The sequence below is a fragment of the Muribacter muris genome (assembly GCF_004569585.1).
Taxonomy (GTDB): Bacteria; Pseudomonadota; Gammaproteobacteria; order Enterobacterales; family Pasteurellaceae; genus Muribacter; species Muribacter muris.
Genome location: NZ_SPPA01000008.1, coordinates 1 through 23,679 on the forward strand (window position 1 = coordinate 1; position 23,679 = coordinate 23,679).

Genomic DNA, 23,679 nt, shown 5'->3' on the forward strand with positions numbered 1-23,679 from the left:
AAGAGCATTTTGAACTGTATTTGAAGGAATGTGAATGGCGTTTTAACCACAGTGAAATAAAAGTTCAATTTTCCATTTTAAAACAATTAGTAAAGCAGAATTTATTCTAGTTATCTAGTACAGCCCCAAAGATTTTGCAAACATCTCCTTAAAACCGACCGCTTGTATTTACTCATAAGGTGCTAATAAAATCGGGTTATAATCGCCATTCAACTGTTGATAGTAATAGGTCATATAAGCTTGACTAGCAAAATTTTCCAATTGACTTTTCTTAATTTTACCGTATCCCCGTTGGTGCATATAGATTTCTGCTGCCCTAAACCATTGCATCCCTATTTTAAACGGATCAGTTTTAGGTTGTGCCACTAATTCCATTTCAATTTGATTGCTTGGCTCTGTTGCCAAATGAATAATTTCTAAAACAAGTGTTTGATACCACCGTCTTAGCAGCTTATTATTCAATACCGCTTGCTCAATCCCTTTCTGAGCCAAAAAGCGGGGTTCAGAAATTTTTAAGGCTTCGATAAAGTTATCCAGCCCCTCACAATCACTGGCATACCACCAAGCTGCTCCTCCCACGTTCTCTATATTTTGTAAGTAAGGATTTAAAAGTGTTTGACGCTCTTCTTTTAACAAAAAATCACCTACTCTTCTACGATAGCATTTTTCATAATTAGAAAAATCCACATAAAGACCTGATGGATATAAGGATAAATAGAGATCACCGGTAAATTCATCGGCATCAAATCGATTAAATGTAATATAAACCATCGTATAAAAACCGTTTTTTAAATCTTTAATAAAATACAGTTCATTGCGTCTTGGAAATTGCCGATAACCTAACGCCTGCATTTTTTCAATTAGCTCTTTTTTAAATAACTTTCTAAATGTTTTATGACTCATTTGATACTCCTTAATATAACTTTAACGTGAACGGGATTTCCACTGTTCACACAAACAAGCGGTCGGTTTCTTAAAAGATTTCGGTATTATGTAGCAAATGCACAAAAATAGATATTTTAACAAAATGTAGGGACACACTGCGTGTGTCCTTTATAAAAATCAAATTATTTCAATAGCTTAAAATCCGGACACACGCAGTGTGTCCCTACAAGCGAACAAAAAACAACTTTGTGTAACTACATACATAATGTTGAAAGATTTTGCAAATATCATCCGCTTAAAACCGACCGCTTGTAAAGGATCTTTAAATGGTTTTTGCTCATTTTAACCTCTTAAGGTGAGAGTTAAATAAAGTATAAATATATTTTTCAGGCTATTTAACCGATTTGTCCAAATAGGCTCTATTTTTCTACTCGGTACGGTAGGTCGTTTAGGGGGGATGATTAAAGGCAATGTATCTGGTGGAAAGTTGGGGCATCATAATGACTTTTTGCAAAAAATAACAACAATTCTGCCGCTTGTCAGGCATAAAAAAATCTGCCCGATTGGGCAGATTTTTTATCGGTGGATTATTCAGGCTTTTTGCTTTCGTAACCCGATTTGATACCGTGCATATTCGGTAATTGGTGAGCGATCCCTTTGTGGCAGTCGATACAGGTTTTGCCCTCTTTTTCTGCCATTTGGTGCATTTGCACGGCAACCCGTTTTTGTTGGGTGAAGTCCATATCGGTGAAGTTATGGCAGTTGCGGCACTCTTGAGAGTTGTTCGCTTTCATTCTTGCCCATTCACGTTGTGCCATTTCTAAACGGTGTGCCTCAAATTTCTCTTTGGTGTCCACTTTACCGGTGAGGTGGGCATAGACTTCTTTTGCCGCTTCGATTTTACGCGTCCATTTCGGAATAAATTCGTGTGGCAAGTGGCAGTCCGAGCAGATAGCTTTTACACCGCTGCGGTTGGAGTAGTGAGCAGAGGCTCTGTACTCCGGCACAACGTCATTCATATGGCAACTGGAACAAAATTCTTCCGTGTTAGTGTATTCCAAGCCGGCGTTAAAGCCGCCCCAAAAGACAATACCGCCGATTGCCGAGATTAAAATCAGAAAGCCGATGCCGATTTTACTTGGCGTTTTAAACCAGTTCCAAAATTTCTTAATCAGTTTAAACATTTTGACCTTCCTTATTTGGTTTGAGTTTGACGAATAGTGTCAAATTTATTTTGTACAATCGGATTAACGTTTGCTTGCTGAACGTGGCACTGCAAGCAGAAGTAACGGCGTGGCGATTCATTGTCGAGCATTTGCCCGTCTCTCGTCATAAAGTGGCTTTTCGGTACACGCGGTGCGCCGGTGGTTTTGGAAATTTCAACGCCGTGGCAGCCAAGGCATTGATTGACATTTCTCGTTACTTGTAAACCACGGATACTATGCGGTACAAGGGGCGGTTGGTGAGGGAAAGTCGTGGGAATACTTTCCGCATCTTTGAGCGGGTTGGTAAATTCCGGCGTAACATTTTCTGCGGCATCTTCTAAACTTGAGCCAACGTGAACCGGTGTTTGAGCAACGGCAATACCGGCGATTGCCGTTAAAAAGAGGGCAAGATAATTTTTCATTGTTCACTCCATTCTCTTGAATTTAAGAGAGATTTTTCACACGAATATTGCCTTGAAAGCGTGTTCCGAAGGCAAAAACTTTTTCAGCGCAGACATCAATACAACGTCCGCAGCTAATACAATCTTTTGACAGTACAATCGGGCTGTCGCTTGCCTCGCCGTGCAAGGGCTTGCGTAGCACCTGCGGTTCGGGGCAGACGTGATAGCAATCCATACAACGATCGCAACGTTTGCGATCAATCACGTTTACCCGCAGAATGCTTTTTGAACCGATGAGTGCATAGGTCGCACCAATTGGGCAGAGATGTCCGCACCAGCCGTGTTCGACAACCCATAAATCCAGCAGGAAAACTGCTAAAACCAACCAAAGAGTCGCACCTAACCCGAAGACAAAAGCTCGGCCTAAGGCAGCAACTGGATTAAGCCACTCCCACACCAGTGTGCCGCTTACCGCACTGCCGAGCAAAATAATGGCAAGTAGCACATAGCGGGTATGGCGAGGCAATTTTGCCGAGGTACGAATCCCCAATTTGCGTCTCAGCCAAGCGGCTAAGTCGGTAACCATATTGAGCGGGCAAACCCAGCTGCAAAAGGCTTTACTGGCGATAACGGCATAAAATAAAACGATAATTGCTGCCCCCAGTAATGTTTGCCAACTTGGCAGATAACCTGCGGCAAGACTTTCCAACGTGATAAGCGGATCGCTCATCGGGAGCGTCTCCAATAATGTGCTGCCGCTATAATTGCCTTTTAAAATCCACACATTCCAAAACGGACCGCTTAAAAACATTAAAATAATGCCGAGTTGACTGAAGCGGCGTAGGATTAAAAAGCGGTAAGCCCGCCACCAGCCGAGTGTTTGGCGTGCTTCCAATCCCGCTGTTTTCGGTGAATTGACTGCTGCCATTACTGCCCTCCTTGTTGGAGTTGGCTCGGAATGTGCATATCTAATCCCACTGGATTTAAGGTCGGTTCTGCCACTGTGGTCGGATTTGGCACATAATCGTAACTCGCCCGATTAGGCGTAGCAGTTTTTAGATCCGGTTTGACCTGCATCGGCTGGTAGCTCGGTTCGTGCATTCCTTGTGGCATACGCGCCTCCATTGTTTTAAAACCGTTCGGGTGTTGTTTTTCAATCAACGATTGCCCCGCATTTTGCTTTTCCTGCCAGCCTAAGCGATAGTGTCTGCCGAGCATTCCTTTTGCCAGATCCATCGGTAACACCTTGATCGCCGCTTCTTCCAGTACGCAGGCTTGCTCACACTTACCGCAGCCGGTGCAGGCATCGGAATGCACAGTCGGAATGAGCTTGGCGTGAATTGCGGTGCGATCGTTATGCACCCGCTCAAGGGTGATGGCTTTATCAATCAGCGGGCAGACCCGATAACAGACATCACAGCGTAAGCCTTGCCAGTTGAGGCAAGTTTCGTGATCGAGCAGCACTGCCAATCCCATACGGGCTTGGTTGATATTTTCCAAGCCTGATAACGCACCGGAAGGGCAGGCATTCATACAAGGAATGTCCTCGCACATTTCGCACGGTTTATCCCGTGCCACGAAATAAGGCGTGCCGGCTTCCACTGGTGAAAGTAGCGAGGCAAGGTGCAACATATCGTAGGGGCAAGCCTGCACACACTGCCCGCAACGTGTGCAGGCACGGGTAAAGTCCTCTTCTGCCAAAGCACCTGGCGGGCGTAAGGCAACGCCTTCTCGTGAGAGGCTTTGGCTTTGTTGTAGCCCTAAAATAATACCGGCACCGCATACGCCCGCTGCCGTGCGGGTCGCATTTTTAAGAAATTGACGCCGAGCAGGGTTCAGTTTCATTTCATTCCCTTTTGCAAAAAATTGCGCTGATCAGACCGCTTGCTTTGCCCCTCTCATTCAAGGGGCAAATCATTAGGCTTTTACCACTTTAACCGCACATTTTTTGAAGTCGGTTTCAAAGGAAATCGGATCCGTTGCATCAAGGGTGGTTTTATTCACTAACTGCCCTGCATCAAAGAAGGTGGAATAGACCAAGCCTTCCGGACACTTATTACGCCCACGGGTATCCAAGTGGGAAATCATCTCGCCACGACGCGAAATCACTTTCACTTTATCCCCGTGGCGTAAGCCACGTTTTTGGGCATCGGTCGGGTGCATCCACACGAGGTTATTCGGGAACGATTTGTGCAGTTCCGGTACACGGCGGGTCATTGTGCCGGTGTGCCAATGTTCAAGCACACGCCCGGTACAGAGCCATAAATCATAGTCGGCATCCGGTGCTTCCGCAGGCGGCTCGTAAGGTACACCGAGAATCACCGCTTTGCCGTCCGCATTGCCGTAGAAGCGTACTTCTTCGCCTGCTTTGACGTAAGGGTCAAAACCTTCACGGTAACGCCATAGGGTTTCTTTGTTATCCACCACCGGCCAGCGTAAACCGCGTACTTGGTGATAGGTGTCAAAATCGGCTAAGTCGTGTCCGTGCCCACGTCCGAAGTCGGCGTATTCTTCAAATAAGCCTTTTTGGAGATAGAAACCGAAATGCTCGGCTTCGTCGTTGAGATAGCCCGGAATGTTAGTCGGCACTTGGAATTTATCCACTTGACCGTTGCGGTAAAGTACGTCATACAAGGTTTTACCACGGTATTGCGGCATTTGGGCAAGTAATTCTTCGCTCCATACCTCTTCGACTTTGAAATATTTCGCAAATTCCACAATTTGCCATAGGTCAGAGCGGGACTCGCCCGGTCCTTTTACCTGTTGTCGCCAAAGTTGCGTGCGGCGTTCCGCATTGCCGTAGCCGCCTTCTTTTTCAACCCACATTGAAGTCGGTAAAATCAGATCGGCAGACAGGGCGGAAGCGGTCGGATAAGGGTCGGAAACTACAATAAAGTTTTCCGGATCACGCCAGCCCGGCAAGCGTTCTTGGTTGATATTCGGGCCTGCTTGCATATTGTTGGTGCACATTGTCCACAAGAAGTTAAGCTTGCGATCTTTTAATGCACGGTCTTGAGCAACGGCGTGGTAGCCGATTTCGGTCGGAATCGTACCGGCAGGGATCTTCCAGGATTTCTCCACGATTTCACGGTGTTTCGGATTGGTTACGACCATATCCGCCGGTAAGCGATGGACGAACGTGCCCACTTCACGCGCCGTGCCGCAAGCAGACGGCTGACCGGTCAGCGAGAACGGCCCGCAGCCCGGTTTGGCAATTTTGCCGGTGAGCAGGTGAACGTTGTACATCATATGGTTCACCCATACGCCGCGTGTATGTTGGTTAAAGCCCATTGTCCAATAGGAGACGATGTTTTTCTCCGGATCAGCGTAGAGTTTGGCTAAACTTTCCAACTGATCTTTCGGCACACCGGAAATGCGATGCGCTTCGTCAAGGGTATAAGGAGCAACGATTTTCTTAAACTCTTCAAAATCGCTGTCATACATTTTTCCTGCGGTTTTCGCATTTTTCGCTGCTTGTTGTAACGGATGCTCCGGACGTAAACCGTAACCGATATCCGTTTCACCCCGTTTGAATTTGGTATGTTTATTGACGAAATCCCAATTAACTTTATCGTTTTGGATAATGTAGTTGGCAATGTAGTTTAAAATCGCCAAGTCGGACTGCGGGTGGAAGATGATCGGCATATCCGCCAGTTCAAATGAGCGGTGTTCGTAGGTGGAAAGTACCGCCACTTTCACCTCTTTATTCGAGAGCGTGCGGTCAGAGATGCGAGACCATAAAATCGGGTGCATTTCCGCCATATTCGATCCCCATAACACAAAGGCATCGGCTTTCTCAATGTCGTTATAGCAGCCCATCGGTTCGTCCATTCCAAAGGTACGCATAAACGCCACCGCCGCCGATGCCATACAGTGGCGGGCATTCGGGTCAATGGTGTTGGAACGGAAACCGCCTTTCCACAATTTTACCTTCGCATAGCCTTCGTAAATAGTGGATTGACCGGAGGAAAACATACCGACCGCATTCGGCCCTTTGGCTTTAATAATCGCTTTAACTTTGTCCGCCATAATGGTGAATGCCTGATCCCACGAAATCGGGGTAAATTCGCCGTTTTTGTCAAATTTACCGTCTTTCATTCGCAACATCGGGGCGGTCAAGCGGTCGCTTCCGTACATAATTTTGGAAAGGAAGTAGCCTTTGATACAGTTTAAACCACGGTTTACTTCCGCATCGGGATCGCCTTGGGTAGCAACGACACGCCCGTCTTTTGTCCCGACCAATACACTACACCCGGTGCCGCAAAAGCGGCAAGGTGCTTTATCCCACTTAATACCGGTATCGTCCGCATAGACGTTTTTGACCGGAATCGCAATGCCCGCTGCGGCTGCGGCAGCCACCGCGGCATTGGTTTTCATAAAATCTCGGCGATTGAGTTTCATACTATTCCCCACAAATAATAGGTAATCATAACCGCAGGTTAAAGGTGCGGCTCGTCCTGATAACTGTAAATGAATGACACGGCAATTACCCCGTCAATCTCTTTGATAGCGTCCATTCTTTTGACCAAGTCCGGTTGAAAATCGGCTTCCATCACGACGACCAGTTTGCCTTCCGCACTGTTTTCAGCGTGAATTTCCGTGCCGACTTGTTCGCTCAAAGCGTGTTTAACCGCCGCAATTTTGGTGGGTTTGACTTGCACCACAAGGCTTGCGACATACCAGTTGTCTAATTCATTACTCATTATGTAAAATTTTGATTGCTTGGTTCGGGCAAATCGAAAGGCAAGCACCGCAACCGTTACACGCCTCCAACACTAATTGCGGCGTTGCAATGCCACCCGCCTGACGTTTAAAGCGAATGGCGCGTTGTTCGCAACTGTCTTCACAACTGCGACATTCAATCCGCTGCTGTGTTAAACATTGAGGCTGAATTTCAACCCTGTGCTGCCAAGGTTCTTCATTGGTTGAGCGAAACACCTCTGCTTTACACACATTCACGCAGGCTTTGCAAAAACTGCACTCCCCCCGACCGCTTGTAAAATCTACTTGAGGATAACCATCGCCCCCTTTCACCAAAATGTGCATTTCACATACATCTATACAACGGCTACAAGCGGTGCATTGTGTGAAAAAATCGGCTAATTTTGTCCAAGGTGCCCGAATGGTCTGATAACCTTGCTGCTTAACTTGTTCACTCTTGAGTGCATCTAAAAAATGACCACGCAAAAAGTGGCGGCGTGAGAGCGAAACATCGGTTGAATCTGTCAAAAATAGTTTACAAAAACAGTAGGGTATCAAGGCTACCTATTATAGCATCTCGCAAATGTTGTGAAATTGTCATAAAAGGTTAATTACTGTTAATTTGATAGTAATCAAAAAATATGAAAGAGGAAGAGTAGAAAGTCGTGCTTTGGATAGTATGGGGCGGATTAAAATCGATATTAAATAAGCGGTGGGGATAGACTAATGCCCATAGATTATGGGCAAAATTGTCTGTTACGGATACATCGCATTGCCAATGTTATTGGAAAATGTTCTGACACAGGGTGAGGTTAAAATTTATAGCCCCGATGCAGAGCGACAATACCGGCACTTAAATTGTAATAACTGACACTTTCAAAGCCGGCATTTTCCATCATCGCTTTCAGCTCGTCTTGTTTTGGGTGCATTCGGATAGATTCCGCCAAATAGCGATAACTTTCCGCATCGTTCACTACCACTTCGCCGACTTTTGGCAAGATATTGAAGGAATAGAAATTGTAGAGCTGGCTGATCGGATCGATAATCGGTTTGGAAAATTCCAATACCAGTAACCGCCCGCCCGGCTTTAACACACGGAACATTGAGCGGAGTGCTTTGTCTTTATCGGTAACATTACGCAGACCAAAGCTGATAACTACGCAGTCGAAACTGTTGTCCGCAAAGGGCAGACACTCTGCATTGGCTTGTACATAACTGAGATTGCCGACTACGCCTAAATTACGTAATTTTTCCCGACCGACCTCAAGCATCGAGCTATTGATATCCGCTAAAATCACTTGCCCGTTTTCGCCGACAATGCGGGAAAATTTTGCACTGAAATCCCCCGTGCCACCGGCTAAATCCAACACTTTATGCCCTTTACGCACCCCGCTACAATCAATGGTAAAGCGCTTCCAGACCCGATGAATACCAAACGAGAGCAAGTCGTTCATTAAATCGTATTTACCGGCAACGCTGTGAAATACATTGGCAACTAACTGTTGCTTCTGCTCTTTCGCCACAGTTTTAAAGCCAAAGTGGGTTGTTTCTTGGGAAGCTGTCGATTCAAATTCGTTCATTTTAGTCAGAAATCAGAAAAATTTAGGCATACCTTAACAAAAAAGCGGTTGGATTTCCTTAACAATTTGCAAAATATGCCATTTCGGTTGGCTTTATTGAGAGAAAGACAACGGCATCGCTGATTTTATGTGGAATGATAAGTGCTATTTGGTCTCTTTTCCCACCATTCTTGATGGTTTAAGTACCATTCTACCGTTTTGCGCATACCGGTTTCAAAGGGCGTGAGCGGCTTCCAACCTAATTCATTGTATATTTTGGTGGCGTTGATTGCATAACGAATATCGTGTCCCGGTCGATCAGCAACAAAAGTGATGAGATCCGTATATTGGGTTAAGCCGGCAGGTTTGTTCGGTACGAGTTCTTCTAATATTTCGCAGAGAGTGTGAATAACCTCAAGATTTGTTTTTTCGTTATAGCCGCCGATATTGTAGGTTTCGCCTAGCTTGCCTTTTGTGAGTACCTCATATAGCGCATAAGCGTGATCTTCGACAAACAGCCAATCTCGAATTTGTTGTCCATCGCCGTAAACAGGCAGAGGCTTACCTTTTAGCGCATTTAAAATCATTAAAGGAATCAATTTTTCGGGGAATTGGAACGGCCCGTAATTATTTGAACAATTCGTGATAATGGTCGGTAACCCGTAGGTTCTATGCCAAGCACGGACTAGATGATCACTGGCCGCTTTGGACGCAGAGTAAGGGCTACTCGGTGCATAAGGTGAATTTTCGGTAAATGGGGGTTGCATATGTGTTAAGTCGCCATATACTTCATCGGTTGAGATATGGTGAAAACGAAATGTTGCTTTTTTCTGTTGCGGTAAATTATGCCAATAGGTTCGTGCAACCTCCAATAGGGTATAAGTGCCGATAATATTGGTTTCAATAAAAGCTGCCGACCCGTCTATTGAGCGATCAACGTGGCTTTCCGCCGCTAAGTGCATTACCGCATCGGGTTGGTATTGACTAAAGATACGTTCTAGAGCGGTTCTATCAATGATATCGACTTGTTCAAACCGATAGCGAGGACTATTTGAAATAGTATTTAGAGAGGATAAATTACCTGCATAGGTGAGTTTATCAACATTGATAACGGCGTCTTGAGTATAATTAATAATATACCGAATAACGGCGGAGCCAATAAAGCCTGCTCCGCCTGTGATGAGAATATTGAGCATACGCTATCTGGCGCCAAACCCTGTGAACATTGTTTTTAATGTTTTGAATATAATTAAAATATCCAACCACAAAGAAAAATGTTTGATATAGTAAAAATCGTGTTCCACTTTTACTTGTGTGTCGTCTACATCTGCAGCGTAGCCTTGAACAACTTGCGCCCAGCCTGAAATGCCTGGTTTGACGATATGACGATAGTTATAAAACGGAATTTTTTCTTCAAATTTATCGACAAAGTTTTTTTGCTCTGGACGAGGTCCTATTAAACTCATATCGCCTTTCAGCACGTTAAAGAATTGAGGGAGCTCATCAATACGGGTTTTCCGGATAAATTTACCAATACGGGTTACCCGCATATCATTTGCCGAGGCAAATTGAGCGCCGTTTTTCTCTGAATCGTGGCACATACTTCTAAATTTATAAATATTAAATTCTTTTCCACCTTGACCGACACGTTTTTGAATGAATAGTGCACCACCTTCACTTTCTAATCGAATAGCAACCGCTGTAATTGCCATAACGGGGAGAGTAATCGGGAAAGTCGCTGTAATTAAAATAATATCCATTAGGCGCTTCACTAATGAATATATTGGGGATGGTAACAGTGAACCTAAGTCATTTTCATACATATGACGAATTTTTACACGCCCTGTTAAAGATTCTTCCAATTGCCTTACATTATAAACAGGAATACCGTTTAAAGTGCATTTAGCCAAGAAACTTTGCCATTCCGCAGTTAATTCGGGTGAGTGTAGATCAACGGCAATTGCGTTAATTCGTCTTATACCTAAATTAGGTTCAATTAGCTGAATCCATTCGACGTTTTTAATGGTGTGAATGTTTTTTGCTTTTCCCAACGGGATATAAGCAATTTTAGGAATGATCCAGTTTCTAGAGAGAAAATATCCTATAAAACAGAATAGGCTTGTTAGAAAAAAGCTGATACCTAAAAGTAAGTTTGAGTAATCTAAGCGAAAAATAGTCAATATAGTTAGTGCAATAAAATACCAAACTATTATGCTGGAAATAATAAAACTACTTGATTTATTTCCAGGATATTTCATTAAAATGCGTAGTGTTAAAGCAATAAAGATAAACGTTAGTGAGGTTACAATAATTGTATTAGAACGAGTATCTACTTGCCATTTATCTTCCCACATTATAAATGCGGGGAGTAATGATGATATAAAAACACCTAAACAACTTTGAATCGTGGTACTAAAAAAAATACGCTCGTACCAACGTGAGTTTCTCTTTTGATTATGCATATTAATATCCTAAAATAATTGAGGTTAATTTATGGTTAACATCTTTAATATTAAATTTATGTTTTGCAATTTTTCTGCTAGCATCCCCCATTAATTTGATTTGTTCGGGATTTTGGATGAAATAAGTCATTTTTTCAGCAATTTTTATAGCAGAATATGGAGGAACTATAAAACCGTTTATACCATTTTCAACGGTTTCTCTACAACCTGGAACATCAGTTGTAATAATTGCACGACCGATTGCCATAGCTTCCTGTGTACTACGGGGAACACCTTCTCTGTATGATGGTAAAACAAATACTGAGCACTCACTTATAATTTTAGCTACATTATCTACATATCCATAGTAATTAATGATTTGATTATTGACATAGTCATTTAGACTATCTTTTGATAATGCAAAAGGGTTATTTTCATCAAAATCGCCAAGAATGATGAATTCTACTTCAGGGTAATTTCGCTTTATTTTCTTTGCTGCCTCTAAGTATTCAAAAATACCTTTTTCTTTAAGTAATCTTGCAATGAAAATAAATCTAATGTTATCTTGAGGTGGGATAGAATAGTTAAATTTATCTAAATCTACACCAATTCCACCTAAAATGTGCATTTCTTTAACTTTAATATTAAAAGTATCAACAAGGTCATTTTTATCATCAGGGTTTAGAAAAATTATGCTATTTAAATGTGGTAGTGATATTTTGTATAAGATAACTTGAATTAAACGGATTATCTTGGCTTTAAAGGATTGACCTTCTTTATGGTAAGTGAATGCATTACCTAATCCTTCTATCATCCCAACAATTCGGGGAACTCTAGCTAGCTTGGCTGCGATTGTGCCAAAAATAACAGGCTTGATAAATGTACTAAATACTATATCGGGATTAATACTTTTGATACTATGATAAAGCTTATAAATACCTGTTAAATCTCTAATTGGATTAAGACCTTTTAGATCAAGATAATGGTCTTTAGGTATTGCCCCCCAATTTTTAATTTGCTCTTTTTCTTTATTTGTATAACCAAATGCAAAGCAGTAAACTTCGTGTCCATTTGATACAAACTCTATGATTAACTCCTTTCTAAAATTAATCATCATTGAACCGATATTACCTATTAATATGATCTTCTTTTTCATCGTTTATACCTGATAAAGCTCTAACCATTTCTTTGTAATTGCATCTAGAGAATAATTTTTCTTAATATGTTCTCTTGCATTTTTTCCTAAAATCTCTCTTTGTTCTTGAGATAAAGCCATTGTTTCTAGCATCTTCTCAGCTAGTTTTTGGCTATCATGTATAGATGCTAAAAAACCGTTATTGCCAATTATTTCTTTTGGGCCACCACAATCTGTTGAGACTACAATGTTTTCGGTAGCCATTGCTTCTCCTAGCACAAGTGGAAGCCCCTCATAATAAGAAGACATAACATATGTATCGGCGACATTCATTAATTTGGGAATATCTCTTCTTAGCCCTAGAAATTTAACATTATGAGATAGATTTAATGTTTTTGCTAGATCTTTCAACGATTCTTCTAATTCACCTATGCCTGCGATAAGAAGAAAAACATTTTCTTTTTGGTGTTTTACAATTGAAAAGGCCTTGAGAAGATTTGGGTAATCCTTAGCATCGGTTAATCGTCCGATCGCCAAAAAAATATAGACAGAGTCATCAAATTCTAATTCTTTTTTGACCTCTGCTTTAAATATTTCATTTTTATAGAAGATATTGAGGTTAATTCCATTACTTATTGCAATCATTTGATTTGGATTAACAGCTTTTTTCTTAATAAATTCATCGACAGCATCTTGACTGACATTCGTATTGAGATCCGCTAATCTGTTTGTGATGCGATAGGCTAACATACGTAGCTTACCTCCTTCGTTTTTGCTATGTGCTGTGCAAATTAATTTAGGAAATGTTTGCGTTAATTTCAATAACCTTGCCATGATATTTGCGTGAAACATATGTGAGTGAACAACACTAGGTTGAAATTTTTGGATAAGATTTCTTAATTTTAAATAGGTAATAATAAAGCTAATAGGATTCTTATTCATATTTAAATAGAAAAGTTCGATCTCCTTTCTATTAGGAAGAACACCTGTATCTAATTTAGAAGAGAGAGAGATGATTTGAATTGAATGACCCAAGCTAGATAGGCTATCTGCTAAATCGCATACTTGGCGTTCTGCACCACCCATACCTAAACCAGTAATTAAAAAGAGAATTCGCATTTATTTTTAACCCTAAATGTATTGAATAAGAATAAGCTCATTATGAAAAAACTAAAAAACATAAATGTAGGACCGGATAACTTAACTAGTGCTAGTATAATTAAGAGTTTTTCCCTTGTGGTAAACTGAGATTTTAGTAGTAAAATTAATGTTATTATAAGTAATATAGAACCAATTATGAGCCCAAAGTAAATATGTACCGTAAAAAAATACGTCATATCATATAATGCTTCATAAAAGGCTGGGGCATTATTATCTTTTCCTACAAAACCTAATCCAGATAAGATAAACTCTATGCTAGAAAAGAAATATTCAAAAATATCGTGTTTTACATTATTACTTGTATCATTACCAGCTATAAAGAGTTCGTATCTGTTAATAATATTATCCATCATAAAGGAACTAGCAATTATGATTAAGCATATACCGATTAAAATTGTTGATATTCTCTTAGTATAAACTATGGCTAGATAAGATAAGCTGAGAATAATACCTAAAGTAGAAAAAGTAAGTAGGATGCTGATTAATCCAATAATAGGGATTATTTTACTTTTATTATCAAGAATATAATAAAGAGTTAGAAGACCCATCATAATGCCACAGTGGATAGCGGGTTCACTAGTTAGCCCTGTTGGTCGATAGACTATATTACTGCTGCCAGTATAAGCACTTCTGACCCCTTCTCCTCCAAGTAAAATAGAAAAATCTAGCTCTAAGTTAAGACTATAGAAGGAAATAAATTGGGTAATGACAGCTAATGAGGCTATAACAATAAGTATTTTAATGACATTGAGCATTTCTTTGTGAGTTAAAGTCTGAGAGAAATACCCAGATAGGAAAATCGCACTATTTATCCAAAATAATGTTCTAATTGTATTAGACCAAAAGATACCTCTATATTCTAGGTAGGAAAATTGCAACAAAGAAAGAAGAAGAATAGTTGCCGTTAATAAAAAAGAGATAAAAATAACTTTAAGTGACAGAAAGGGTCTAAATAAGTATGCCATACTTATGCATAAGCCAAAACCAACAAATTGTATGCCATATACAACTATTGGTGCATTAATCTCAATAATAGAGAAGAATAATGATAAAAATGCAATAGTATGAGCAAGATAATTAGATTTTTTATATATCATAATATTAAATTCCATTGTTCAATAATGGAATAGGTATTAAATTTTTGTGCTATATTTTTTTTACTTTCATTACTCATTTTTAAATAATCAGAATTATTGAGGCTCATTAAAGTAATTAATTGATCAGCTAAGCTATTAATATTCTCCGGCTCACATAAATATCCACTTTGATTATGTTTAATAATTTCACTCGGTCCTATCTCACAATCAAAAGAGATACAAGGTAATCCGAAACATTGTGCTTCTAGTATTACCATTCCTAGACCTTCAAACCTTGAACTCATACAGAAAATAGATGCTTTCTGATAGTACGATGATACCTGATTTGAAAATGGATAGATAACAACAGATTGACCAAGATTAAGCTCTTGGATGAGGGAGTTTAATAATGGTTTATCCTCTCCTTCTCCGAGAATCTGAAGTGTCCAGTCTCGAGCTATCTCATTTTGTTTGACGATTGCCCAAGCTTGTAAAAGTAGATCAAATCCTTTTTGATAGGTTAATCGCCCTATAGCTAAAACTACCTTATTATCAAGAGAAGGTGTGTGATCACTTATAGGATAAGGAGAAGGATTTGGTATAGCAATAATTTCCGCTTTCCCAAATGTATTTTTTTGCCAGATTTGTTTGTCTTTCTCCGTTAGGGTAACAATATTGTCTGATAGTAAACGAGATAGATGGCGGGAAAACCGTCTAGCTTTTTTACCTAAATCAACATTATAATTGAAATGTTCCCAAGTGATATGTTTGACCTGTAAACCAATGATTGATGGTAAAGAGAACAAAGATAGCATAGATTCAACTACGATAAGTGTTTCGATGCCGTGATGTTTAATAAAAGTTCTTAGTTTTCTAATTGTAGAGATATAGTGTTTAGCGCCTGAAATTTTTCCTGAATATAATTGATAATTTTGTATATTTGAGTGTAATTCAAAAAATGGTTCTAACCCTTCGTATAAGTTAAGCATAATGACATCATAACCTTGCTCCACTAGACCATTAGCAATAGATGTAGATACACGTTCTGTTCCGCCAGAGTTATTCAGGTTACCACCAAAAAAACAGACTTTTTTCATATTTTACCTTTGGTCATATTGATTGATTTATCTTTATATAAAATAAGTAATGAAAATAAAATTGAAATAGTATATCCAGTAGCATAACCAATAACACCACCTATAGCTGAGTATTTAGGTATAAAATACATATAAACTATTATAGATGATAACAGTACTATTCCCCACTTGATTATGAGTAGTTTACCATTGCCTATTTTTAAGAAGTAAATATTCATACCTTCATTGATAAAATATAATATCATAGCTACTAGAAGATATTTAAAAATTAATATTGCTTCCTCAAACCTAACTCCATATATAGTAAGTATTATAAATTTAGAGAAGAACATCATTGATAATGATAACGCAGTCCCTATTAATCCCATTCCTAAAGAAATATAGAGTATCTTTAATTTTATATTTTGGGCCTCTGATTTATATATAATACTAGGAGCAATAGACATTGCTAAAATAGGCGCTATTAGAGATATAGCGCCTATTAATTGATAAGCGGCACTATATAAGCCAACACTCTTTAAGTTAGAATATTGTTTTAACATGATTATGTCCATTCTAATAAAAGCATACATTAAAAGTAGTGATAAAAAAAAGGGAAAGCCTTTTTTTAGAAAGAAAATTACTTTCCTTTTACTATACTTAATAAGCATATAGTTGGTATGTTTTTTATAAATAAAATATAATCCAATAGCAATAATATATGCTTCAATAACCCAAGCTAAAGCGTAATATTTAATTTCAGTGATATTACAGAAATATAATGTTGCAATAATAATGAATTTTAAAAGGCTACTTAATATAACCAATAGACTTCTCAACTTAATATTTGTATTTGCTTGTAGCCAAGCTGTAATAACTGCGAAAGATTCCCCTACGAGCATTGTTAATCCGAGAATAGCAATTAGATAAAATATCTCTAAATTATTGTCGAAAACATATACATATATAAGAGTGAGTAGGTAAGCTATAGTAGAAAAAAATATCCTTAATATAAATACATTACCTAAGATATATTCTATTTTTCTTCCTTTAGCATTTGTTAGCATAGGGACAATGACTTCAGCTCCACAGATAAAGGAGATAGAGGAAAATATGACAATTAGACTGAGAGAATATTGAATAATTCCGAAATTCTCTACTCCTAATCCTCTTGCTAGAAATGCATTAGTAAATAGCGCTAGCCATATCCTAGAACTATTTTCTAAGAGAAGCCATAGAATATTAATTATAATTTTTTTCATATATCATTTTATATATGGTTTTCTTTTATTCTGATAAATGTATTTAATAGAAAAAATGAAGCAGGCTAATATAAATCCTATTGCTGTACCAAGTCCAAAAATAATTACTTTTTTAGGTTTATCTTTTATCACTGGATAATTGGGGGAAGCTTGATAACTAAAGGTATTTGCCTTAGCACCTTTTAATTTAACAAGTAGTGGTTCTAACTCTTGTAACTGTGCGGTTACTTCATAGTATCTAGGCGGATAAACAATTGCTTCCTGCTTTAATACATCAATTTGTGCTTTTAAGTATTTTTCGCCTAGCATAAATAAGTAAGAACTATCACTCAGTTTTGAATCTGATAGTGGCAGTTTTATTTCCGACATTGCAAGTACTTGGAGAGCGGTATCATTTGTTGAGCGAAATGGTTCTGCATAATCTTTAATACCTGCTTGCTGGGCAATTTTTAATGCATTATGCAGATTTTCTAGCTGCACCTTTTTTTCGATTGCTAAATTGCGTTCAAATTTGTTTTTTTCATAATTTAGATCAGAAATTATTTCATTGAAGTCAATTAAAAAGTTTTCCAATTCCAATTGATAGGCTGATTGTCCTGTAAATGTGATAAATTGCTGGAGTGTATCTTGTGCTTCAGCCGGCGTTTCAGCATAAAAACTGATTTTACGTCCTAACAAATTAGGTTCTTTTTTAGGATCAGGTTTGATAACATTTGTATTTTTTGTGATCAATTCGGAAAGGATAATACGTTTATGCTGATCCTCTTTACCCTCTGAGAGTCTGCGGTAAACATTGGATTGCTCAAAAAATGCTTTGCGTTTATCTAAAGATTCGGAAACGAGATTGAATCGATTAAATAGTGCTTTTTCCAACTCATTAGCATCAAAATTTTGCCCTAAAATACGTGCATACTCTTTGCGAATATGGAAATAACTCCCTATATCGGATACTTTTGGAGCAATTACTTCCGCTTGAGATGTCCATTGCTCTTTAGCAGTAAAGGCGTATATTCCAGCAATTGTTGTAAAAACAAAAGTAGAAATAAGAAGCCAAACTTTTTTATCCCAAAGTACTTTTAGAAGCTCAAGTAAATCAACTTCATCATTTGATGATGTGGTCTGTGGTTGGGCGGGCATAGTGTAATCCTAAAGATTTTGTTTTATTACTAAAATTTTCGTATTCTACAATAGTAATTGGATAAATTGAAGAAAATTATCAAGAATGCGCCGCTTGCTTCCCCCTAATCCCGCCAAAAAGTCGGGCTAAGGATAACCAAGAGAGTAAACACTTCTAAGCGGCCGCACACCATAGCAAATGCCAGTACCCATTTGGCACTATCGGGCACAGAGGCAAAGTTATCACTGACAGTTCCTAATCCAATCCCGACATTATTCAAACTGGCGATGATAGCACTGAATGCATCTAGAGGTTGCATTCCGCAGGCAATCGTGATTAACCAGCAGACGACAAATACAAAGAAATAGGCGGCAAAAAACGCCCAGATACCTTCTACGATACGTTCCGATAAAATATGTTTACCGAGTTTGATCGGTTGAATCACATTCGGGTGGATAAAACGATGAATTTCCCGTCTGCCTTGTAAGATCAGCAATAAGACACGAAACATTTTTAAACCGCCGCTGGTTGAGCCTGCACAGCCGCCGATAAACGAAGCTAACAGGATCAGAATCGGTAAAAGGGAAGGCCAGAGGCTCACATTACTGGTCGAAAAACCGGTTGTTGTGGTAATGGAAATGAGTTGTAAAGCCGCTGCTGAAACCGAGATATTTCCGCTCTCAAAGTAATTATAAAGCCAAAATACCCCCATACAGATAAGAAAAAGGCATAACTGAAGTAATAGAAAGAAACGAAATTCGTAGTCCTGCCAATAGGATTTGAAGATTTTGTATTTAGGTTGCCCTCGGTAACGACCGCTAAATTGTTCAAATACCGAGAAATGTAAAGCAAAATTACAGGATGCAATCAGTAAAAAGAATACGGTGATGTAATTAATGGCATCACTATCAAAATAACCGATATTGGCACTGTGAGTGGAAAAACCACCGAGTGCAATGACAGCGAAACTATGCGTAAGAGCATCAAAACCACTCATTCCGGCAATCCAAAATGCTAAGGAACACAAAATAGTGAGTGATAAATAGATCAGCCATAGAATTTTGGCGGTTTCCGCAATGCGGGGACGCATTTTTTGTTCTTTAAACGGTCCTGACATTTCTGCACGGTAAAGCTGCATACCGTTAATGCCAAGAAAGGGAATAATGGCAATAGCCAATACGATAACCCCCATTCCGCCTAACCATTGTAAAAATTGGCGGTAAAATAGGAGCGATTTAGGCAGTGAATCCAAATCGTTAATCACACTTGCGCCGGTGGTGGTCAGACCTGAAAAAGACTCAAAAATAGATGCCGAAAAGTTGAGATCGGGGTTGTCTAATAAAATAAACGGCACTGCACCAAGCAAGCCGAGTACGACCCAAAATAGCACAACAATCAGAAAGCCTTCTCTGGCACGCAACGGTTGGCGGGAATGCCGACAGAACCACCATAGCCCCGTCCCGACACTAAAGTTGAGCAAAAACGCCTCGACAAACGCCCGCCCGCCGCCATCACCGTATAGCAATGCCACAAATGCCGGCAGGAGCATCGCAAACGAGAAACTCATCACTAAAATACCCACAATGCGGATAATGGAAAAAAATTGCACGTTTTCTCCTCAGTTCTAATTATAGCGGGATAATGGTACTCACCTTTTTAGCGTAGTCAAATAAGATTTGCTATAATCATTTGCTGATTTTTGTTAAACAAGCGGTCAAATTGAATGGAAAATTTACAAAGTGAAGCCTTGAGTTGGAAGCCGTCCGCCTCGATCCAAAATTTGATTAAACGAGCTAAGATTATCGCTGATATCCGCCAGTTTTTTACCGATCGTGGCGTATTGGAAGTGGAAACGCCGGCAATGAGTGAATTTTCGGTAACGGATGTGCATCTTTCCACCTTTCACACCCAATTTTTATCGCCGTTTGCCAGCCAAGCGAAAACACTACATTTGATCACCAGTCCCGAATACCATATGAAACGTTTGTTAGCGAGCGGCAGCGGGCCGATTTTTCAATTATGTCGGGTGTTTCGTAACGAGGAAGCGGGCAGCCGCCATAACCCAGAGTTTACAATGCTGGAGTGGTATCGCCCGTTTTTCGATATGTATCGGTTGATTAACGAAGTGGACGATCTTCTTCAGCAGATTTTGGATTGCGAACCGGCGGAATCGTACAGTTATCAGTTTGTTTTCCAAACCTACGTCGGTTTAGATCCCCTCTCGGCGACTAAAGCACAATTGCTCGCCAAAGCCCGTGAGCACGGGTTGCAATGTGAGGAAAATGAGCAACGGGACACGCTATTGCAATTTTTATTCAGCGAAGTGGTCGAAGCCAATATTGGTCGGGAACGTCCGACCGCAGTGTATCATTTTCCCGCCAGCCAAGCGGCGCTGGCACAAATCAGCAGTGAAGATCATCGGGTCGCCGAACGGTTTGAGTTTTACTACAAAGGTTTGGAGCTTGCCAACGGTTTTCACGAATTGAGCGATGCCAAAGAGCAAATACGCCGTTTTGAATTAGATAATCAACAACGCAGCGAAATGGGGCTGTCGCAACAAGCATTGGATCACCGTTTTTTAGCCGCATTGCAGGCGGGGATTCCCAACTGCTCCGGCGTTGCGTTAGGGGTGGATCGCCTATTGATGATTGCAATGAACGCTGAGCGTATTGATGAAGTAATGGCGTTCGGTGTTGAACGCGCTTAATAATAAAGGAGAAACTTTGAACGATTTACTGATTGTGGATTCCCACTGCCACCTTGACTCGCTGGATTATGCAGCCCGCCACAAAAACGTGGACGAAGTCATTGCGAATGCTAAAGCGCGTGGCGTACATCATTTTATTTCCATTTGTACGACAGTCGGACGATTCGAGGCGATGAAACAGCTCACCGCTCACCGAAATGATGTCTCGTTGTCGTGCGGCGTTCATCCCCTTAATGTTGAAGATGAGCCTTTTGATTACGATAAACTCTATGCGTTGGCACAAGATCCAAAGGTCGTGGCAATCGGCGAAACTGGGCTGGATTATCACTACACCCCCGAAACAAAAGCATTGCAGCAATCGTTATTTGAACAACAGATTGATATTGCGAATAAATTGCACAAGCCCTTGATTATCCACACACGCTCTGCCCGTGAAGATACAATGCAAATATTGGAAAAAAATCGTGCCGAACAGTGTGGCGGTGTGTTACATTGTTTCACGGAAGATTGGGCAATGGCGAAACGGGCGTTGGATTTAGGCTTTTATATCTCGATTTCCGGCATTATCACGTTCCGCAACGCAGAAGAATTGCGGGAAGTGGTGCGGCAAGTACCGATAGAGCGGCTATTGGTTGAGACGGATTCCCCTTACCTTGCACCGATTCCCTATCGTGGCAAGCCAAATCAACCGGCGTATGTGCGGGAAGTGTGCGATTATGTCGCAACCTTGAAGGGCTTATCCAGCCGAGAATTTGCCCGTATCACGACTCAAAATGTGCAAAATTTATTTAAAATCCAACCGCTTGCAAGCTAAGGAGACCCAATGAAAACGATGATTAAATATTTCCTGATTCTCGTGATGTTATCCCTACATATTGTCTTGGTCGGAGCGGTGAACTACGCTTTTCCAAGCTACGAGGCAACCGTTGTAACCGGAATGGAAGTCCGCCGAATGGACAAAGACGGCTTAATCAGCAAATCCAACCCGCCCGACGGGCAAGTGCGAGATGTCTATTTCTTGTTTACCGAAAGCCCTGAAGAGAAAAAAGTAATGGTGTACCGCAACGAAGATACCGGTTGGGGCTTACCGTTCTACTTCAAATTCAACTCGGCGGATATTCAAGCCAAAGCACAAGCCTATGCGAACGAAAAACAGTTGGTCGAAATCCGCTACTACGGCTGGCGGATTAACTGGTTGAATGAATTTAGAAATATCGTCTCAATTAAACCGCTTGAGGCGGGCGAAACCCTATCAAAACCGTGGGTCAGCTACATTCTTTACGCATTTTTTGCACTCACTTTCTTCCTCTCCGTCCAACTGGTACGGGGCTGGTTTGATAGTTCAAAATAGCAGACAATGGGCGATATATCGCCCATTCTTTTTGCATTAAGAGTATGAATAGCCTTTCTCCACATTACTATTTCATCGCTGATCTGCACTTAAACGATCATCAGCCCCAAATCACCGCCCATTTTTTGCAATTTTTGCGGGATAACGCACCGCTTGCCGAGGCGGTTTATATTTTGGGCGACCTGTTTGATTTTTGGGTGGGCGATGATGAGCAGTCCGAGCTGATTGCCCAAGTCAAACAGGAACTTAAACGGCTCACCACAAGCGGTGTGAAGTGCTATTTTATTTGCGGTAATCGGGATTTTTTAATCGGCAACCGCTTTGCCGAGGAAACGGGCATAACCTTATTACCCGATTACTATCCGATTGATTTATTTAGCAAAAAAACGCTACTCTGCCACGGCGACACCCTCTGTATTGACGATGTGAAATACCAACGCTTTCGCCGCAAAGTCCATCAAAAATGGCGGCAACGGCTGTTTTTGTGTTTACCGTTGAAGTGGCGGGTCAGCATTGCCGAGAAAATTCGTGCGAAAAGCCGCGCAGATAAACGGCAGAAATCGGCAGAGATAATGGACGTTAATCCCGCATTTACCGCCCAAACGGTAGCGAAATACCAAGCCGAGTGGCTGATTCACGGGCATACGCACAGACAAGCGGTGCATTATGACAGAAAATCTGCCGACAGCCTGTTTACCCGCATTGTATTAGGGGATTGGGGAGAACAGAAAATCTCCATCTTATCGGTAACGGCAGACGGCTTTCGGTTTATTGAAAATCTTGAAAAATCAAAATGATAGATGTAATTATCCCCTGCTATAACGCAGAAGATACCTTGCAACGTGCCGTGCAAAGTGCGTTGAATCAAGCCCAACTCGGCACGCTTTGGTTGATTGATGACTACTCAACGGACGGCACTTTTCAGCTTGCGAAGCAGTTTGAAGCACAATTACCGCACAAAATTCGGGTAGAGAGATTGGCGCAAAACGGCGGAGCGGCGAAAGCGAGGAACTGGGGTGCTTTGCAAAGTGAGGCGGCGCTTATCGCTTTTTTAGATGCGGACGATGCCTACGAAAATCAGGCATTGCAGGTGGCGGAGGCGGTATTTTTGCACCGCCCCGAAGTAGCGCTTGTACGTTTGGAATTAAAGCCGATTGATCTTGCGCCACGTTATGCCGAACACCCGAATTTTGATTATGCGTGGCAACATATGCGAATGACGGGGGCGGGCAACACGGTGTTTCGGCGATCGTTTTTTCTCGCGTGTGGCGGCTTTCCGCAACATTCATTGTTTCGGACATTTGGCGGCGAAGACGGCGCATTGGGCATTGCCACCACCCAAATAACTACCGTTGCCACAACGTTTGGTGAGGCGGGGGTGTTGAATTTTTGTCGGGAGGGTATGCACGCCGAGCATCTGTTAGATGCGATATTATTTGAGCGTGTCCGCCCCGATATTACACCGGAAGATATCGCCCAAGCCAATCAAGTTACCGCAAATATTTGTCAAAGTATTCAACAGCTTAGGGATTGCCTTAATTCCGGTGAGATCGGTATCAAGCCATTGGTAATGGAATGGACGAAAGCCGATTAATTGATGAG

Annotated in this window: 23 protein-coding genes and 1 pseudogene; 6 read left to right on the plus strand and 18 right to left on the minus strand. The window is 40.9% G+C overall.

Translation table 11 applies throughout. From position 1 onward, the window contains the following. A pseudogene (locus E4T80_RS04680) lies at nt 1-110 on the plus strand (IS1595 family transposase); the annotation flags it as partial. Nucleotides 111-168: 58 nt separating this feature from the next. Here the strand turns inward: E4T80_RS04680 and E4T80_RS04685 are convergent. The 18 genes from E4T80_RS04685 to E4T80_RS04770 form a co-directional block, all read right to left on the minus strand. Next, nucleotides 169-903 carry a hypothetical protein gene (locus tag E4T80_RS04685; protein WP_135055479.1) on the minus strand — a complete coding sequence of 245 codons (735 nt, stop codon included), beginning with the start codon at nt 901-903 and terminating at the stop codon, nt 169-171. A gap of 569 nt (nt 904-1,472) precedes the next feature. Next, nucleotides 1,473-2,060, minus strand: a complete 588-nt coding sequence (locus tag E4T80_RS04690) for a cytochrome c3 family protein (RefSeq protein ID WP_047977284.1) — start codon at nt 2,058-2,060, stop codon at nt 1,473-1,475. 20 nt (nt 2,061-2,080) lie between these two features. Continuing rightward, nucleotides 2,081-2,512, minus strand: a complete 432-nt coding sequence (locus E4T80_RS04695) for a nitrate reductase cytochrome c-type subunit (RefSeq protein WP_135055482.1) — start codon at nt 2,510-2,512, stop codon at nt 2,081-2,083. Between the two features lie 22 nt (nt 2,513-2,534). Beyond that, entirely contained in the window at nt 2,535-3,419 is an 885-nt protein-coding gene (gene napH / locus E4T80_RS04700) for a quinol dehydrogenase ferredoxin subunit NapH (RefSeq protein ID WP_135055485.1), read from the minus strand. Continuing rightward, complete coding sequence (gene napG / locus E4T80_RS04705) at nt 3,419-4,336, minus strand: ferredoxin-type protein NapG (protein ID WP_135055488.1); 918 nt, start codon at nt 4,334-4,336, stop codon at nt 3,419-3,421. The genes napH and napG overlap by 1 nt, the downstream gene beginning before the upstream one ends. Before the next feature lie 72 nt (nt 4,337-4,408). Beyond that, nucleotides 4,409-6,892: a nitrate reductase catalytic subunit NapA gene (napA, locus tag E4T80_RS04710; protein ID WP_135055491.1), complete on the minus strand. Its 2,484-nt coding sequence runs from the start codon at nt 6,890-6,892 to the stop codon at nt 4,409-4,411. Between the two features lie 38 nt (nt 6,893-6,930). Further along, nucleotides 6,931-7,194: a chaperone NapD gene (locus E4T80_RS04715; protein ID WP_047977279.1), complete on the minus strand. Its 264-nt coding sequence runs from the start codon at nt 7,192-7,194 to the stop codon at nt 6,931-6,933. Then, entirely contained in the window at nt 7,187-7,720 is a 534-nt protein-coding gene (gene napF / locus E4T80_RS04720; RefSeq protein ID WP_135055494.1) for a ferredoxin-type protein NapF, read from the minus strand. Before napF ends, E4T80_RS04715 begins: the two co-directional genes overlap by 8 nt. A gap of 284 nt (nt 7,721-8,004) precedes the next feature. Continuing rightward, complete coding sequence (gene ubiE, locus E4T80_RS04725) at nt 8,005-8,772, minus strand: bifunctional demethylmenaquinone methyltransferase/2-methoxy-6-polyprenyl-1,4-benzoquinol methylase UbiE (protein WP_135055497.1); 768 nt, start codon at nt 8,770-8,772, stop codon at nt 8,005-8,007. Between the two features lie 125 nt (nt 8,773-8,897). Then, nucleotides 8,898-9,947 (minus strand): dTDP-glucose 4,6-dehydratase, encoded by a 1,050-nt coding sequence (rfbB, locus tag E4T80_RS04730; protein ID WP_135055500.1) that lies wholly within the window; start codon nt 9,945-9,947, stop codon nt 8,898-8,900. 3 nt (nt 9,948-9,950) lie between these two features. Beyond that, entirely contained in the window at nt 9,951-11,105 is a 1,155-nt protein-coding gene (locus tag E4T80_RS04735) for a sugar transferase (RefSeq protein WP_228064792.1), read from the minus strand. A 109-nt stretch (nt 11,106-11,214) separates the two neighbouring features. Then, on the minus strand, nt 11,215-12,348 hold the full coding sequence (locus E4T80_RS04740; protein ID WP_135055506.1) for a glycosyltransferase family 4 protein: 1,134 nt from the start codon (nt 12,346-12,348) through the stop codon (nt 11,215-11,217). Nucleotides 12,349-12,351: 3 nt separating this feature from the next. After that, nucleotides 12,352-13,446, minus strand: coding sequence for a glycosyltransferase (locus E4T80_RS04745; protein WP_135055509.1), 1,095 nt, complete (start codon nt 13,444-13,446; stop codon nt 12,352-12,354). Continuing rightward, the gene (locus E4T80_RS04750; RefSeq protein ID WP_135055512.1) at nt 13,428-14,600 is read right to left on the minus strand and encodes a hypothetical protein; all 1,173 of its coding nucleotides are present in this window, start codon (nt 14,598-14,600) and stop codon (nt 13,428-13,430) included. Before E4T80_RS04750 ends, E4T80_RS04745 begins: the two co-directional genes overlap by 19 nt. Then, a complete protein-coding gene (locus E4T80_RS04755) occupies nt 14,582-15,661 on the minus strand; it encodes a glycosyltransferase family 4 protein (RefSeq protein ID WP_135055515.1) in 1,080 nt (359 codons plus the stop codon). Before E4T80_RS04755 ends, E4T80_RS04750 begins: the two co-directional genes overlap by 19 nt. After that, a complete protein-coding gene (locus E4T80_RS04760) occupies nt 15,658-16,902 on the minus strand; it encodes an oligosaccharide flippase family protein (RefSeq protein WP_135055518.1) in 1,245 nt (414 codons plus the stop codon). Before E4T80_RS04760 ends, E4T80_RS04755 begins: the two co-directional genes overlap by 4 nt. A gap of 3 nt (nt 16,903-16,905) precedes the next feature. Next, nucleotides 16,906-18,039, minus strand: coding sequence for an LPS O-antigen chain length determinant protein WzzB (locus E4T80_RS04765; RefSeq protein WP_135055521.1), 1,134 nt, complete (start codon nt 18,037-18,039; stop codon nt 16,906-16,908). 104 nt (nt 18,040-18,143) lie between these two features. Next, the gene (locus tag E4T80_RS04770; RefSeq protein ID WP_135055524.1) at nt 18,144-19,628 is read right to left on the minus strand and encodes a TrkH family potassium uptake protein; all 1,485 of its coding nucleotides are present in this window, start codon (nt 19,626-19,628) and stop codon (nt 18,144-18,146) included. A gap of 114 nt (nt 19,629-19,742) precedes the next feature. Between E4T80_RS04770 and epmA the strand changes: the two genes are divergently transcribed. The 5 genes from epmA to E4T80_RS04795 are packed head-to-tail and all read left to right on the plus strand — an operon-like array spanning nt 19,743 to nt 23,671. Further along, nucleotides 19,743-20,726 (plus strand): elongation factor P--(R)-beta-lysine ligase, encoded by a 984-nt coding sequence (gene epmA, locus E4T80_RS04775; RefSeq protein WP_135055527.1) that lies wholly within the window; start codon nt 19,743-19,745, stop codon nt 20,724-20,726. 16 nt (nt 20,727-20,742) lie between these two features. After that, nucleotides 20,743-21,540: a TatD family hydrolase gene (locus E4T80_RS04780; RefSeq protein WP_135055530.1), complete on the plus strand. Its 798-nt coding sequence runs from the start codon at nt 20,743-20,745 to the stop codon at nt 21,538-21,540. 9 nt (nt 21,541-21,549) lie between these two features. After that, complete coding sequence (locus E4T80_RS04785; protein ID WP_135055533.1) at nt 21,550-22,077, plus strand: DUF1523 family protein; 528 nt, start codon at nt 21,550-21,552, stop codon at nt 22,075-22,077. A 44-nt stretch (nt 22,078-22,121) separates the two neighbouring features. Next, nucleotides 22,122-22,874 carry a UDP-2,3-diacylglucosamine diphosphatase gene (gene lpxH / locus E4T80_RS04790; RefSeq protein WP_135055536.1) on the plus strand — a complete coding sequence of 251 codons (753 nt, stop codon included), beginning with the start codon at nt 22,122-22,124 and terminating at the stop codon, nt 22,872-22,874. After that, nucleotides 22,871-23,671 (plus strand): glycosyltransferase family 2 protein, encoded by an 801-nt coding sequence (locus tag E4T80_RS04795; RefSeq protein ID WP_135055539.1) that lies wholly within the window; start codon nt 22,871-22,873, stop codon nt 23,669-23,671. Before lpxH ends, E4T80_RS04795 begins: the two co-directional genes overlap by 4 nt. The last annotated feature ends 8 nt before the right edge of the window (nt 23,672-23,679 follow it).